Below are 14035 nucleotides of genomic sequence, written 5' to 3'. Positions count from 1 at the left end.
CGTGTTCGATCACGGTCTGCAGGCGCGCCTCATGTCCGTCACTCATGCCAAGGCTGGTTCGCCCGTCCGCGGACGGAGGGCCGAAGGCATAGGCCTGCCGCGACGGATAGAAAACGAACTGCGCAAGCAGAATGATCGTTTTTCGGCCGCCGTCGAGAACATGTCGCATGGCTTGGCCATGTTCGATGCCGACGAGCACATGATCATCTGCAACGGCAATTATATCAGCATCTTCTGCCTCGACGCCGAGATCGTGCGGCCCGGCATCCGGTTTTTCGACATTCTCCAGCACAGCGTCGACATCGGCGTCGCCTCGCACAGCGCCGAAGAACTTTATGCCATCCGCAAGCCCTATATCGACCAGGCGAAACCTTCGACCTATGAGGAAACGCTGTCGGATGGGCGCATAGTTAACATCTCGCACCGGCCGCTTGCATCAGGGGGCTGGGTGTCGATCTATGAGGACATCACCGAGCAACGGCGTGCCGAACAGGAACTGAAGGAGCAGCACCGCCGTTTCGACGCAGCACTCGCCAACATGTCGCAAGGCCTTTTGATGTATGACTCGGACGGCAGGCTGATCGTGCGCAACGAACGTTTCCTGGAACTCTACCACGTGACGCCGGCCGACATTCCGCTTGGCATGGGCCACCGCGACGCGCTCGAGCAACTCGTCCGCCTGGGTCTCTATGCAGAGATCGACATCGACAGCGAAATCTCGAAAACCGCGGCCTGCCTTCAAGCCGGAGAAATGCGGTCGAACTACCGCCATCTTGCCGATGGCAGAACCCTTTTGGTCGTGCGACGGCCGATGAGTGGCGGCGGATGGGTCGCAACCTTCGACGACGTTACCGAGCGCCGCCGCGTCGAAGAGCGCATGACCCACCTTGCGCATCACGACACGCTGACCAACCTGCCCAATCGCTCAATGTTCCGCGAACGGCTCGATCAGGCCTTGGATGAGGCCACGGACCTGGCGATATTCTCGCTCGACCTCGATCGCTTCAAGGCCGTCAACGACACCTGGGGGCATCCGGCCGGCGACTGGCTGCTGAAATGCGTGGCCGAGCGGCTGCAACGTTGCCTACGCAACGAAACGGACGTAGTCGCTCGTTTCGGCGGCGATGAGTTCGTCATCATCCAGTCCAATACCAAAGGTGCCGGCGACGCGGAAAAACTGGCAAGACGCATTGTCGACATCATCGGAAGGCCGTTTCGCGACAAAAGCCGCGACATGCATATCGGCATCAGCCTTGGCATCGCCCTTTTCCCCGATGACGGCAGGGATGCCGACACGCTGCTGAAAAACGCCGACATGGCCCTCTACAGGGCGAAAAGCGAAGGACGCAACGTCTATCGCTTCTTCGAGCCAGGCATGGATGTGATGGTGCGGGCACGACGCGCACTCGAAACCGATCTGGAGGCAGCGCTGCGGCGGCAGGAATTCGAGCTCGACTTCCAACCCATCATGAACATCGCTTCCGGCGAAATCGTCGGCGCCGAAGCCCTGATGCGGTGGCACTCGCCGGCACGCGGCTTGGTGCCGCCAGACGACTTCATCCCGGTCACCGAAGAGATTGGGCTGATCGTGCCGCTGGGAGAATGGGCGCTGAGGAACGCCTGCACAGTTGCGGCGGGCTGGCCGCATGGGCTGCGTATCGCGGTCAATGTCTCGGCTGTGCAGATCAAAAGCGGCACCTTTGCCCGCAGCGTGATCTCCGCGCTGGCATTTTCCGGCGTGCCGGCCGATCGGCTTGAACTGGAAATCACCGAAACGGTGCTGATGGATGAGAGCGATACCGTGCTCAAGACGCTCAGCCAGTTGCGCGACCTCGGCATCCGTATCGCGCTGGACGATTTCGGCATCGGTTATTCGTCGCTCAGCTATCTCCGCCGCTTCCCGGTCGACAAGATCAAGATCGACCGCTCCTTTATTCGCGACATCGACAAGCGCGACACGGCCGCGATCGTGCGGACGGTCATCGGCCTCGGTGCCCAACTTGGGATCACCGTCACCGCCGAGGGCGTCGAAACCGAAGCCCAGCTGGAGTTCCTGAGCAGGGAAGGCTGCGTCGAGGCCCAGGGCTATTTGATCGGCGCACCGTCGAAGGCGGCGGACATCAATCCCCTGCCGAAGTCGCGCGCCGCGATCAGGCAATCCGGCTAAGTGCGACAGGCCAGACGAGCCAGTCAAAGGTGTCCGCTCAATGCCTCCACCATGTCCTTGTTCGTCGCCACAGGAACGATCTCGAATTCGACCAGATCCGCCCATTCGACGACCCACTGTTGCAGGAGCGTGACGTCATCGGCCTCCACCAGCAGGAAGCAGCGGCTCATATCCGCCGCGATCCAGCTGTGGTGCACCAGAAGCGCGTCCGGCTTCAGGCGGCCCTGGTCGCCGAAGCGACGGTAGATCTCCTTGCGATCACAGCCGCGAAAATCCTCGGTCACAAAAAACAGCATCTCTGTCCCCCTCTCGGATGATTATCGCCCCGGCCGGTCGAGCCGCTCCAGGAACCACTGCGTCAGCCGCACCCAGACCTCATCTTTTTCGCCGGAATCCTCCCAGCCATGGTCGAGGTTGGGATTGTCGTTGACCTCGATGACGAAGACACCGTCCTTGGTCTCCTTGAGGTCCACCCCGTAGAGGCCATCGCCGATACAGCGCGCGGCCCTCACCGCCGTCTCGATGACATGGGCCGGCGCCTCTTTCAAGGTAAAGGTCTTGATGCCGCCCTGGTCGGGCTTGCCGTTGGCCTTGTGGTTGACGATCTGCCAGTGCTTTTTGGCCATCAGATAGTGCACGGCAAACAGAGGCTGGCCGCCGAGCACGCCGACGCGCCAGTCATATTCGGTCGGAATGAATTTCTGCGCGATCAAGAGATCGGAATCCTCCAGCCATTCGGTGGCTAGCGTCTTCAGCTCCTCGAAGGTGGCGCATTTCTTGACGCCGCGTGAAAACGACGAGTCCGGGATCTTCAGCACCAGCGGAAAGCCCAGCGTCTGCGCCGCGACTTCGAGATCCGAGGTGCCGGCGATCATCACCGTCGGTGGCACCGGAACCTTGTTGTAGGTCATCAGCTCGTTAAGATAGACCTTGTTGGTACAGCGGATCATCGACAGCGGATCATCGATGACAGGCATGCCTTCCTGCTGGGCGCGGCGCGCGAAGCGATAAGTGTGGTTGGAGATCGAAGTGGTCTCGCGGATGAACAGCGCGTCGTAGTTGGCGAGTTTGGCCAAATCCTTTTTGGTGATCGGCTCGATTTCGACGCCCATCTTTTCGGCGATCTTGGCCCAGTAGCGCAGCGACGAGATCTCCGATGGCGGCAACTCCTCGTGCGGATCGACCAGCGTGGCGAAGGTGTAGCGCGCCGGTGTGCGGCCTTTGGTGTCACGCCACTCGCGGTTGGTGTAGGTCTCGAGGCACTGAAGAAAGCGCTTTTCTTCCTCCTCGGTCATCCTGGCCAGCGGATGGAAGCCGATCTTGCGGATCGACGCCCATTCGGAGCTGTCCGTGATGTGGACTTCCAGTGCCGGCGCGCGAAACCAATCGAACAAAAGCTTGGCAAAGCGATCCCATATCCTCGACGGGCCGATGCCGAAGAAGATGCAGACTTTTTGCGGAAAGGCGCCGCCCAGATCCTTGCGGCACTTGTTGAGCGCGAGTTCCAGCTCCGGCAGCGCGTGATCGTAGAGCTTGCGCTCGGACAGGTCGATCATCGTCTCGACCGTCGGGATGACCTTGTGTCCGCGCGAGCCGGCGAGCAGCGAGGCATAGTAGCCGCGGCTTTGATAGCCGTAATTGTTCGACAGGTTGATGACCTTCGGCCGCTGGCCGCGAAACAGCGCCGGATGGGCAAGGTAGTCGCGATTGGTGATGATCTTGTGCGGTGTCGCCACCTGATCGAGATCGTTCTGCCGGCCGGTAAGGATGACCCAGGTCATTGTCTGTCGCGCTTTCCGAGGGTAATGGCGGCACGCAATCCGTCGCGGCCGAACTGCGCCATGTTCATAAAGATGCCGTAAGGCACGGGAATATTGGCGGCATCAAGAATGGTCTCCTGTTTCTCGTCTTCGACCCAGGGATCGTGGATCAGGATATGGTCGCCGTCGTCGCCGATGGCCAGCACCCAGTGCGGAACCTTCTTGCCGAACATCAGGAAGCCGCTGATCAGGACCAACACCAGTTTCCCCTCGGCGATCGCGGTGCGGATATCGTCTATGGCGAATGGACGGTAATTCACCGGGATGCCGTAAAGTTCCGCGCGCCGGCGAAAGTCGACCTGCGCCAGTTCCATCACCCGGCGCTTGTCTTGGCTGCGCACCGACTGCAGGAACAGCGCGCCATGGAAGGAGACATATATCTCGGCAGAGAGCCCGCTTTCGTGGCCGGCAACGGCGAGGCCGAACGGCTCACAGCCGCCAGGCCCCGACATCATGAAAACGGTGGTCGCCTCGCGCCACAAACGGATTTCCATGACTGGGTCGGGCACGAAGCCGGGCTCGAAATTGGCCATTGCCATCATCAGGCAGCACGGGCCGCAGGTGAATTCGCAGGTCTGCTGGTAGAACGGCACCTTGGTGGCGACCGGAATGTCGCCGCGCAAAGTCTTTTCGTAGCGCAGCGCCGTGGCGCCGTCCTCGTAATAGCCCGGTTCGCGGCCGATCTTGCGGTAGCCGCTCTGCTCGTAGATGCGAATGGCTCGGCTGTTGTCCTCGCGCACCTCGAGGCGCAGCATCATGCGGTTGTGTTCGAAGGCGGTCTCCTCCGCCGATGCCAGCAGCATGCGGCCAATGCCGAGCCCGCCGAAAAAGGGACCGATGGCGATGGAATAGAGCCGCGCGACGCCGCTGCCTTTGCGAAACAGCACGACCGCATAGCCGGCGACGCGGCCGTCGCTTTCGGCAACCAGCAGCTCGGCACTTTCGCGTTCGATCAGCTGGCGAAAGGAGCGGCGGGATATGCGGTCGCTCGAGAAAACAGCCTTCTCGATGACGGCGAGGTCATCGACGTCGGACGCGCGGGCCTTGCGAATCTCGGCAGGCATGCGGGCTCGGAAAACCTCGATTGGGTTGTGGAAAAGACCCTGGTCAGAAGTGTCGACAACACAGCCGAAGCGCCAGCATCCGTCAAGCGCTATCGCACTTCGATTCGGGCCGAATTGTGACAGTTTCGGCGGGCGCATGACGCCGAAAATCGAAATCGATTTTCGGAAGGATCATGCGCAAAATTAAAGTGCTACAGTGGTCCTTTGCGCGTCCAAAGGACGCGCGGCGCTGTAGACGCAAGCTTTGAAAAATTGGGTCTTCAGCTGGCCAGCCCGGCCAGAAGCTGGCTGTAGGCGCTCTTCGCCACCGCAGTCAGCTGCGCGCGCGGTAGCGAGCCGACGACGGCGCAGCCATAGCCCTTATCCAGCCAGTAGACGGCCTCGGGGCCGTTCTCTTCCGACCCGTAGGTGCCCTTGGCCTTCTCGGCCGATTCAGCCGTGACGAACAGCGAGATGCGCTCGCCCTTGTCGTCCTCATAAAGCAGCATCGCAGCCTTGCTCTCGCCAGCAGGCAGCAGCCGGCCGCCGACGAGTTGGAACCCTTCCGCCGCCAGATTCGGTGCGACCAGCTTCAGGCCGACCCTATTGGACAGCCAAGTCTGCAGATGATCCTTGTCGCTGGCGGGCACTTCCACCGCATGCCGCTGCTCGGCGGCATAGATGACATGGGCTGCGATCGCCTGCTCGGCGAGCTGGTCCTCGGCCGGCTCTTCCAGACCGAGATGGTCGATGCCGGCGACATAACCACCAACACCGCCGATGGCCAGCACCGCCGCCGCCGCAGCCGCCAGCCACCAGCGCGAGCGCGATGCCGCCGTCTTGACCGGCGCCTCGCCGAACACGATCTTTTGCAACCGCGCCGGCACCGGCTCGTCGAGCACGCCGGCGAAAGCGGCACGAAGGGCTGCGCGGTCGGCGACGTAGCGGGCGCTTCTCGCCTTCAATTCAGGATTGGCATCGAGCCAGGCGTCATACGCCACGCGCTCGTCGCCCGGCAACTCGCTGTCGAGCGCCATGTGGATGTCGCGTTCGGAAAAACCGCGCCGGGTCATTTCTCGACGATCCTTATCGCCCGGCGGCGCGCGGCGTCATCCAGCAGGCCGCGCAACTCATCACGCCCGCGCGCGATGCGCGACATCAGCGTGCCGGCTGGCACGCCGAGGATGGTCGCGGCCTCGGCATAGGAAAAGCCTTCGATGGCGACCATGACCAGTGCCGCGCGCCGGTCGGGGCTGATCGCCTGCAATGCGTCGATAATCTCGCGCGAGGCGATGCTCTCCACTTGCTCGGCGGGTGCTGCCTGCGCTTCGCCCGCTTCCAGCGGCAGCATCGCGGCTTCGCCACGCCGGTTCACCTTGCGCATCTGGTCGATGAATAAATGATGCATGATCGTAAACAGCCACCTCCTGGGGCTTTCTCCAGTCTGCCAGTTGTCGAGCCGCACAAGCGCCCGCTCGAGACAGTCCTGAACGAGATCGTCGGCGGAATCGCGGTCACGCAGCAGCGAGCGCGCATATCGGCGCAGGCGCGGTATTTCGCCCAGGATTGCTGCCTTCTTTTCGTCCATGACCGCTGGTTCTGAGGTGCCTTGTTCATCCGATTGAACGCGCCTTCGCGGCGCGGCGCAAGCGGCCAGCGCGAAGCGGTCCGCCGCCCTGGTCACCCAAGCAACAAGCTAACGCGGCCGGCGGGCGATTTATTCCCGGTTAAATTGAAAACTGTTAGCTATTGCTCGTCTGAAGCTTTTCCCTCGCCGCTCTTGTCAACAGCCGCTGATAGAACAGGCCGATGCCGATCAGCACCGCGCCGAGGCCGATGAAGGACAGCGCCCTCAGCACGCCTTCCAGTTCCGACATGTCGAAGAGGAAGACCTTCAACACGGCGACCGAGATCAGCGCGGCCGACGCGATGCGCAGCACCTGCGACTTGAGCCAGACGCCGGCGGTAAGCAGCGCCACACCAATGATCAGCCACAGCGCGGAATAGGTGTAGGTTTCAAGCTGGCCAAGGCCGCTCCACAGGCCGATGAACTCGCCCTTGAACAGCCGCCTCACCGACAGCGTCGCATAGACGAAAGCGAGCAGTGCCGCCACCAGCGCCAGCATCGCGGCATACCATTTCGGCCGCTTGTCTCTGGCATAGAGCGCGAGCCCCCCAGCAGCCACGGCCGGCAAGAGATAGGCGAGAAACAAAAGGTTGAACACCGGGATCTCGCCCGTCGATTCGTCAGTAAGCAGCGGGTTCAGCGCCAGAAAATGCTGGATGACGATGAAAGCGACCGAGACCACGCCCGCAGCAAGCGAGCCATAGCGCAGCACCGAGCTTGGCGAGCGCATGTCGATGGCGATCAGGATGGCGCCGGCGCCGATGGCGATCAGCGTGTAGATCGCCTGTTCGGCGAGTGTCGCAGCACCCGTGTCGATGACGCCGCCATGCATAGCGTGGCGCACCAATATGGCAATCGTGAGCAGCGCAAATAGCGCAGCGCCCGCTTCCATGGCGAGGCGCGGCCGGCCATTGGTGGTGCGGGCGAGCTGCCACGCTGTAAAGCCAAAGGCGAGCGCCGGAACGCCGTATCCCGGCATCAGCCAGTTGAATACCGGCGTCGTCGACAGGAATTGGGCGCCGACGATTGTCGGATCGAAGGCGACGCGGCCGAGTACGGCAATGACCGCGCCGACCGAAATCCAGCCGAGCACCGGATAGGCGCGCCAGCGGGTGGCCAGCGCCGGCACAATGGCCGCGGCACCCAGCAGAATCGTGGTCCAGCCGGACCCGAAAGCCATGTAGATCATCAGCAAGGCGGCGACTGCTGCCCCACCAAGCGCGAACGAGACGGCAGCACCGCCCCTTAGCGGCGGCTCCTCACCGCGCGCGATCCACTCGCCGCCGGTGGCGAAGACCACGACCAGAAGGGCTGCAAACGCCGCGTAGACAAGATCGCGGTCGAGATTGCCGAAAGTGAACCAGAGCGCCAACAGAATGACCAGCGGTGCGACAATGCCCCATGCCGCCCATGAGGCGGCTCGGATGTGAGCCGATGCGGCAGATTTGCGCGCAGCCCAGAATCCGGCGCCGATAAACATAAGTCCAAGAAAGATACCGATCCTGAGCATCAGCGTATCGGCAACTGCAGCCGGCAGACCTTCGACGTCGAGAACGCCACCTGAAAAGTCTGAAGCGACGGAGGCTGGCGGAATGATGCCGAGATAGACCAGCACCGTCGCCAGCCCTGCGGCGTGCAGAAGCGCCAGCGCCAGCGGCCGGTAGAGCGCTATCGCGACCAGGGCTGCGATAAGGGCTGCTCCCGGCAGAGCATCGCCGGCAGCGAATGCCGGGTCGACGAACAGCGCCATCGCCGAAAGGCCGACGAAGAAGCCAGGTGCGATCGACGGCCAGTCGAAGCCCCTGGCGGGCTCTGCTTCGCCACCGCGACGGCCGAGCCAGACGAAGGCGAGCACGGCCAGGGTCACCGCATTGATGAAGAGGATGACGGGCAGGTTCGTGCCCGGCGCATCAGTCATGTAAAGAATGGTCCAGAGGCCGGTGCCGACGAACGCTGCCGCCATCAGCAATTTCCAGTCGCGCAGGCGGGCGATGACGCCGGTGGCGGCGAGCACGATCGCCAAATAGCCGAACAGCGCCCAAGGATTCGGCGCGTGCGAGGCGACCAGCATCGGCGTCACCACCGCGCCGAGCAGGCCGATGCCGGCCAGCGCCTGGCCGTGGACGAGGGCGGCCGCGATGGTCGCCACACCGATGGCGCCGAGCAGCGTGAAGGCGAGCGCCGGCCCGATGAAGCCGTAAACGCCATGCGCGGCATAAACCGTGCCGAACAGGATGAAAGCACCGGCCGCCGTCAGGATCGCCGGAATATAGGCGCCGGCGACGCCCTGCACCGGCACCCTGAAGCCGGTGCGGCGGATGAACTCGCCAACGGCGACCAGCACCAGCCCGAGCATTGCTGCCATGCTCAGCCGCACGCCGGGACCGAAAATGCCGGCCTCGATGGTGTAGCGGATCAGGAACAGGCCGCCCAGCGCCAGCGCGATGCCGCCGACCCAGACCGCCCATCGGGTGCCGAGCGCCGTTTCGATGTCGGGTTTTTGCGTCGCTTTCGCCGTCACGGCGGCCGGTTGCGCTGGTGCAGATCCAGCCGGCGCCGCTTCGCCCGCAGCCCACGGTCCGGATGCAATCTCCGCGGCCTCAACCTCTGTGGACGGCTTTTCCTCAGCCTCGCCCGCCGATGACGGGACAATATCGGTCACGGCCCCAACTGCCGCGTCTGCTGGCTTGCTGTCGTTTGCGGCCGGTTCTACCGGCTTGGCCTGCGGCGGGGCCACATGCGCGCCCGAAAGCACGAGGCTGCGCAGCGCACCAAGTTCGCGCTCGATCAGGCCGATGCGGCTCTGCTGGCGCGAGATAATGACGAATAGCGCGATGATCGCGACTAGGCCGATCAGGCTTTCGAACATGGCGGTTCCCCCAAACCAAGCCAGTAGTTACTTACAAATACGGCGGCCAGACGGCCACACTACAGCGCCGCGCGTCCTTTCGGACGCGCAAAGGACGCTGTAGCGCCTTAATTTTCCGCATGATCCTTTCCGAAAATCTATTCGATTTTCGGGGTCATGCGGCAGTCAGCGCGCCGCCAGATTGGCGGCCGGAAAGATCGAGCACGTTTCGGTGCCGAAAGCCAGCAGCTTGCCGTTGGCATCCTTCAGCGTTGCTTCCGAAACCGCCAATGTGCGGCCCTTGTGCACCACCCTGCCCTCGCACACCACCTCGCCGGTCTTCGCGTGATCGGCCGTGTCAGGTTCACCTTGAACTCCGCCGTCGTATAGACCTCGCCCTTGTCGAGCAGCGTTTGCACCCGCAGGCAAGAGCCGAATCCAGCAGCGTCGCGGCCCAGCCGCCATGCACCCACCCAGCGGATTGAGATAGCGCTCGTTCGGCAGGCCGCGGAACACCGCGCGTCCTTCCGACACTTCGGTCAGGTCGAAACTGAGCTGGAACGAAATCGGCGGCGCCGGGTATTGTTGTCGATGATGCGCTGGAGCAATTCCAGGCCGGTATATCTAGAGATGTCGCCGTGCGGAATGGTGCGGAGGCCGAGCGGCGAGACCCGGCCGAGTTCCACTTCGCTCATGTAATGTTTTCTCCGGCGGCGGTCTCGGCGCCAATCTCCTTGCCCGCCGCGTGGTGCTTGCGCACGGCGGCGAGGAAGCCGGCGCGGGCACCGGGCGCCTCGATCCCGCGCGGCTCGTAGACATGGCGGGTAAAAAAGAAGCCGGTCAGCCGGAAGGCATCCTCGATCGCCGCCGGATCGGCGCGCAGGCCGGAGCCGCGCTGCAGGAATGCGGGGAGCACCAGCATCTTGTCGCGCCAAGGCGCGCCTGCGGCGCGTGACACGGCGCGCCCGGATTTCGGCGAGACATAGGCGAGGTCCTGCCTGGCGCCGGTCGCAGCACACTGGCTGAGATCGAGGCCGAAGCCGAGTTCGTCGAGAATCAGCAACTCGAAGCGCGCCACCAGCTCGCCGGCGGCGTCCGTATCGTAGAGGTGGGCGATCATCACGGCCAACGTCTCGTAGAGGCCGCCATGAGCGTCGCGCTCGGGCAGCAGGCGCAGATGCGCAGCCATGGTTTGCAGCCCATAGATGGCGACGGCGCTGTCCATCAGCCGGGCGGCGTTCATCTCGATCGCTTCGGCCTGAAAGGTGCCAAGATGTTCGTCGAGCCGCGCCCGCCACAACAGGTCGACACGGTTGCCGGGCTGCAGAACGGGCTGCTGCTTGCGCGAGCGGCCGCCGCGCACAAGGCCGAGGTGGCGGCCATGCGCACGAGTCATGACCTCAAGAATGGCGCTGGTTTCGCCATGCTTGCGGGTGCCGAGAATGATTCCCTCGTCGCGCCACTCCATCAACGGAGCTTGTCACCGCTTCGATGGCGAAATCAAGATTGGGTTTTGGGCAGGGCGCTGGTGATCGGCAAGCACTCGGCAGGGAAATTGCGTGGCGTCCAACCGGCTCAGGAGAGCTGTGTCGATAGTGACGTTAATATGGAAACTCCAGCCCCATCTCGCGATAGCGTTCGGGGTCGTCGCCCCAGTTCTCGCGCACCTTGACGAACAGGAAAAGATGCACCTTCTGTTCGAGGATACCGGATATCTCCATGCGTGCCGCCTGGCCGATGGCACGGATCGTCTCGCCCTTGTGGCCGAGCACGATCTTCTTCTGGCTGTCACGCTCGACATAGATGGTCTGGTCGATGCGCACCGAGCCGTCCTTCTTCTCCTCCCATTTCTCGGTCTCGATATGGGAGGAATAGGGCAGTTCCTGATGCAGCCTGAGATAGAGCTTTTCGCGAGTGATCTCGGCCGCCAGCTGACGCATCGGCAGGTCGGAGATCTGGTCTTCCGGGTAATACCAGGGGCCGGCAGGCAGGGTTTCCGAGAGATAGTCGAGCAGGTCCTTGCAGCCCGACCCGGTTAGCGCCGAGACCATGAAAGTGCGCTTGAAGGGCACTTTTTCGTTGGCTGCCGCCGACAGGGCCAGCAGCGCCTCGGGCTTGACCCGGTCGACCTTGTTGAGGATCAGCACCATCGGCTGGCGGACATCCTTCAGCCGTTCGAGGATCGCGTCGGCGTCGCCCCTGATGCCGCGCTCGGCGTCGATCAGCAACAGAACGATGTCGGCGTCCTTGGCGCCGCCCCAGGCGGTCGTCACCATCGCCGTGTCCAACCGCCGCTTCGGCTTGAAGATGCCCGGCGTGTCGACGAAGACGATCTGTGCGTTATTGTGGATGGCAATGCCGCGCACGATGGCGCGCGTCGTCTGCACCTTGTGGGTGACGATCGACACCTTGGCGCCAACCAGTTGGTTGACCAGCGTCGATTTTCCCGCATTGGGCGCGCCGATCAACGCGACGAAGCCAGAGTGCGTGGTGGTGGCTTCTGCTGCCGGCGGAACGTCTTCGGTGGCGGTCATGCCGCGCTCCCCTTGCTTAGCCAGACGCCTTCGCGCAACAGCAGTGCAGTAGCGGCGGCTTGCTCGGCCTCGCGCTTGGAGCGCCCGCTGCCGGTCGCCGGCGGAAAGGCGCCGACCTTGACGCTGACGGTGAACAGCGGATCGTGGTCCGGTCCCTCGCGGCTGTCAATTATGTAGACCGGCACGGCGCCTGCGGCCTGATGCGCCCATTCCTGCAGTTCGGTCTTGGCATCGCGGCGGGCGGCACCGATGGCCTGCGAGCGCGGCCGCCAGTATTTGTGGATGAAGGCGCGGGCCGCCTCCAGCCCGCCGTCGAGATAAAGCACGGCGATGAGCGATTCCAGCGCATCAGCCCGCAGATTGACGCGCTTGCGCCCATCCAGGCCGCGTACGTCCGAGCCGGCACGGATCAGCTCCGGCAGGCCGATCTCCTCGGCGATCTCCGCCAGCACCTCGGCATTGACCAGCGCGTTGAGCCGGAGCGACAGCTCACCTTCGGCAGCGTCCGGATACGCCGCCAGAAGCATGTCGGCGACGACCAGGCCGAGGACGCGGTCGCCCAGGAATTCGAAACGCTCATAGTCGATGCCGGCATGGCTGCTGCGGGCGCTGGCATGGGTCAGCGCGCGCTGCAGGCGCTGGCGGTCGGCAAAGGCGTGGCCGGTGCGCTGCATGAGCGCTTCGGCGAGCGCGTCGATGGTCAGCCGTTTTGTCGCCGCCATGATCCTAATTGACGAAATGCAGCAGGCGCGACGCGCGCATCAGCGACGGCCATTTCCAGATTTCGAGCGGGCTGGCGCTGCCACCGATCGAGAAGAAGATGAGGTTGGCGCGGCCAACGAGATTGTCGTCGGGGACGAAACCGACGGTGAAGCGGCTGTCCGAGGAATTGTCTCTGTTATCGCCCATCATGAAATAGTGGCCGGGCGGCACGTCGAATTCCTGTGTGTTGTCACCGATCGAGTTGGGTATCAGGTCGAGCGTGTCATAGCTGACACCGTTCGGCAATGTCTCGCGATAGACGTCGACCGGCCCGCTCTTCTCGGTGATGTCGCGATTGTCGATCTGCCCGACCTTCTGGCGCGGCACGCCGACGCCGTTGATGAAGAGCTGGCCATCCTTGACCTGGATCTTGTCACCCGGGAGGCCGACGACGCGCTTGATGTAGTCGACGGAGGGGTCCGGCGGGAACTTGAACACCGCCACGTCGCCGCGCTTCGGCTCGGCGCCCCAGATGCGGCCCGAAAAGAGGTCCGGCCCGAACGGCAGCGAATAGCGCGAGAAGCCATAGGACCACTTGGTGACGAAGAGGTAGTCGCCTTCGAGCAAGGTCGGCCGCATCGACCCTGACGGGATAGAGAATGGCTGAAAAAGAAGCGTGCGGATGACCAGAGCGAGCAAAAGCGCCTGGACGATGACGCTGACGGTTTCGCCAAGCCCGCCGGATTTCTTCTGAGATTTTTCAGCCACGCTCATGTCGTCCTCGATTATGCGTTGGTTGGTATAGAGTCTCGGCGCGCGCTGGGCAACGTCATGCCGGTGGTCAGATGCAATCAATATGGCGCTTCTTCGACGGGCAACGCCTCGATGATCACAAAGGCTTGAGCAAGCGGAAAATCGTCGGTGATGGTGAGGTGGATCGCCGCTCTGTGGCCTTCAGGCAGGATTTTGTCCAGCTGCGCCGCCGCCCCGCCGGTCAACGCTATGGTCGGCTTGCCGCTGGCCAGGTTGACGACGCCCATGTCGCGCCAGAACACCCCTTGCGCCATACCGGTGCCCAGCGCCTTGGCGCAGGCTTCCTTGGCGGCGAAGCGCTTGGCATAGGAGGCGGCGCGGGCGCCGCGGTTTTCGGAGCGGGCCTGTTCGACCTCGGTGTAGATGCGCTGGATGAAGCGCTGGCCATGGCGCTCCAGCGATTTTTCGATGCGTCTGATATCGATCAGGTCGCTGCCGATGCCAATGATCATTCGGCGCGAACTTCCCGTCCGGCGATTCC

At 63.3% G+C, this 14035-nt stretch carries 12 protein-coding genes and 1 pseudogene; 1 reads left to right on the top strand and 12 read right to left on the bottom strand.

Features of this window, described 5'->3' with window-relative positions; genetic code table 11:
* Nucleotides 1–31: 31 nt before the first annotated feature.
* Nucleotides 32–2167, top strand: a complete 2136-nt coding sequence (locus tag ACWUKX_RS13825) for a putative bifunctional diguanylate cyclase/phosphodiesterase (RefSeq protein WP_456007371.1) — start codon at nt 32–34, stop codon at nt 2165–2167.
* Nucleotides 2168–2190: 23 nt separating this feature from the next.
* Here ACWUKX_RS13825 and ACWUKX_RS13820 read toward each other — a convergent pair whose 3' ends face one another.
* The 12 genes and pseudogenes from ACWUKX_RS13820 to acpS form a co-directional block, all read right to left on the bottom strand.
* Nucleotides 2191–2451 carry a DUF3303 domain-containing protein gene (locus ACWUKX_RS13820; RefSeq protein WP_456007369.1) on the bottom strand — a complete coding sequence of 87 codons (261 nt, stop codon included), beginning with the start codon at nt 2449–2451 and terminating at the stop codon, nt 2191–2193.
* Between the two features lie 33 nt (nt 2452–2484).
* Nucleotides 2485–3948, bottom strand: a complete 1464-nt coding sequence (locus ACWUKX_RS13815; RefSeq protein ID WP_029354461.1) for a RimK family protein — start codon at nt 3946–3948, stop codon at nt 2485–2487.
* On the bottom strand, nt 3945–5051 hold the full coding sequence (locus ACWUKX_RS13810; RefSeq protein WP_456007367.1) for a peptidase C39 family protein: 1107 nt from the start codon (nt 5049–5051) through the stop codon (nt 3945–3947). The genes ACWUKX_RS13815 and ACWUKX_RS13810 overlap by 4 nt, the downstream gene beginning before the upstream one ends.
* A gap of 260 nt (nt 5052–5311) precedes the next feature.
* Complete coding sequence (locus ACWUKX_RS13805; RefSeq protein WP_456007365.1) at nt 5312–6103, bottom strand: anti-sigma factor family protein; 792 nt, start codon at nt 6101–6103, stop codon at nt 5312–5314.
* Nucleotides 6100–6618: an RNA polymerase sigma factor gene (locus ACWUKX_RS13800; protein ID WP_065009856.1), complete on the bottom strand. Its 519-nt coding sequence runs from the start codon at nt 6616–6618 to the stop codon at nt 6100–6102. The genes ACWUKX_RS13805 and ACWUKX_RS13800 overlap by 4 nt, the downstream gene beginning before the upstream one ends.
* Before the next feature lie 154 nt (nt 6619–6772).
* A complete protein-coding gene (locus ACWUKX_RS13795) occupies nt 6773–9526 on the bottom strand; it encodes a DUF2339 domain-containing protein (protein WP_456007363.1) in 2754 nt (917 codons plus the stop codon).
* Between the two features lie 165 nt (nt 9527–9691).
* Nucleotides 9692–10200: pseudogene (locus ACWUKX_RS13790) on the bottom strand (PaaI family thioesterase).
* Nucleotides 10197–10973 (bottom strand): DNA repair protein RecO, encoded by a 777-nt coding sequence (recO, locus tag ACWUKX_RS13785; RefSeq protein ID WP_456007361.1) that lies wholly within the window; start codon nt 10971–10973, stop codon nt 10197–10199. The pseudogene ACWUKX_RS13790 and the gene recO overlap by 4 nt, the downstream one beginning before the upstream one ends.
* 133 nt (nt 10974–11106) lie before the next feature.
* Nucleotides 11107–12039 carry a GTPase Era gene (era, locus tag ACWUKX_RS13780; protein ID WP_456007359.1) on the bottom strand — a complete coding sequence of 311 codons (933 nt, stop codon included), beginning with the start codon at nt 12037–12039 and terminating at the stop codon, nt 11107–11109.
* Entirely contained in the window at nt 12036–12761 is a 726-nt protein-coding gene (rnc, locus tag ACWUKX_RS13775) for a ribonuclease III (RefSeq protein WP_029354472.1), read from the bottom strand. The genes era and rnc overlap by 4 nt, the downstream gene beginning before the upstream one ends.
* 4 nt (nt 12762–12765) lie before the next feature.
* Nucleotides 12766–13515, bottom strand: a complete 750-nt coding sequence (lepB, locus tag ACWUKX_RS13770) for a signal peptidase I (RefSeq protein ID WP_065009855.1) — start codon at nt 13513–13515, stop codon at nt 12766–12768.
* 77 nt (nt 13516–13592) lie between these two features.
* Nucleotides 13593–14006 (bottom strand): holo-ACP synthase, encoded by a 414-nt coding sequence (gene acpS / locus ACWUKX_RS13765; protein WP_029354476.1) that lies wholly within the window; start codon nt 14004–14006, stop codon nt 13593–13595.
* Between the last annotated feature and the right edge of the window lie 29 nt (nt 14007–14035).

The organism is Mesorhizobium sp. f-mel (assembly GCF_053850215.1).
Note: the sequence above shows the minus strand (reverse complement) of the source record. Positions and strands in the feature narration are given on the sequence as shown.

Bases quoted from the DNA above. Each gene is read 5' to 3' on its own strand.
- ACWUKX_RS13825 (WP_456007371.1), top strand. From the start codon at position 32: ATGTCCGTCACTCATGCCAAGGCTGGTTCGCCCGTCCGCGGACGGAGG.
- ACWUKX_RS13815 (WP_029354461.1), bottom strand. From the start codon at position 3,948: ATGACCTGGGTCATCCTTACCGGCCGGCAGAACGATCTCGATCAGGTG.
- ACWUKX_RS13810 (WP_456007367.1), bottom strand. From the start codon at position 5,051: ATGCCTGCCGAGATTCGCAAGGCCCGCGCGTCCGACGTCGATGACCTC.
- ACWUKX_RS13805 (WP_456007365.1), bottom strand. From the start codon at position 6,103: ATGACCCGGCGCGGTTTTTCCGAACGCGACATCCACATGGCGCTCGAC.
- ACWUKX_RS13800 (WP_065009856.1), bottom strand. From the start codon at position 6,618: ATGGACGAAAAGAAGGCAGCAATCCTGGGCGAAATACCGCGCCTGCGC.
- ACWUKX_RS13795 (WP_456007363.1), bottom strand. From the start codon at position 9,526: ATGTTCGAAAGCCTGATCGGCCTAGTCGCGATCATCGCGCTATTCGTC.
- recO (WP_456007361.1), bottom strand. From the start codon at position 10,973: ATGGAGTGGCGCGACGAGGGAATCATTCTCGGCACCCGCAAGCATGGC.
- era (WP_456007359.1), bottom strand. From the start codon at position 12,039: ATGACCGCCACCGAAGACGTTCCGCCGGCAGCAGAAGCCACCACCACG.
- rnc (WP_029354472.1), bottom strand. From the start codon at position 12,761: ATGGCGGCGACAAAACGGCTGACCATCGACGCGCTCGCCGAAGCGCTC.
- lepB (WP_065009855.1), bottom strand. From the start codon at position 13,515: ATGAGCGTGGCTGAAAAATCTCAGAAGAAATCCGGCGGGCTTGGCGAA.
- acpS (WP_029354476.1), bottom strand. From the start codon at position 14,006: ATGATCATTGGCATCGGCAGCGACCTGATCGATATCAGACGCATCGAA.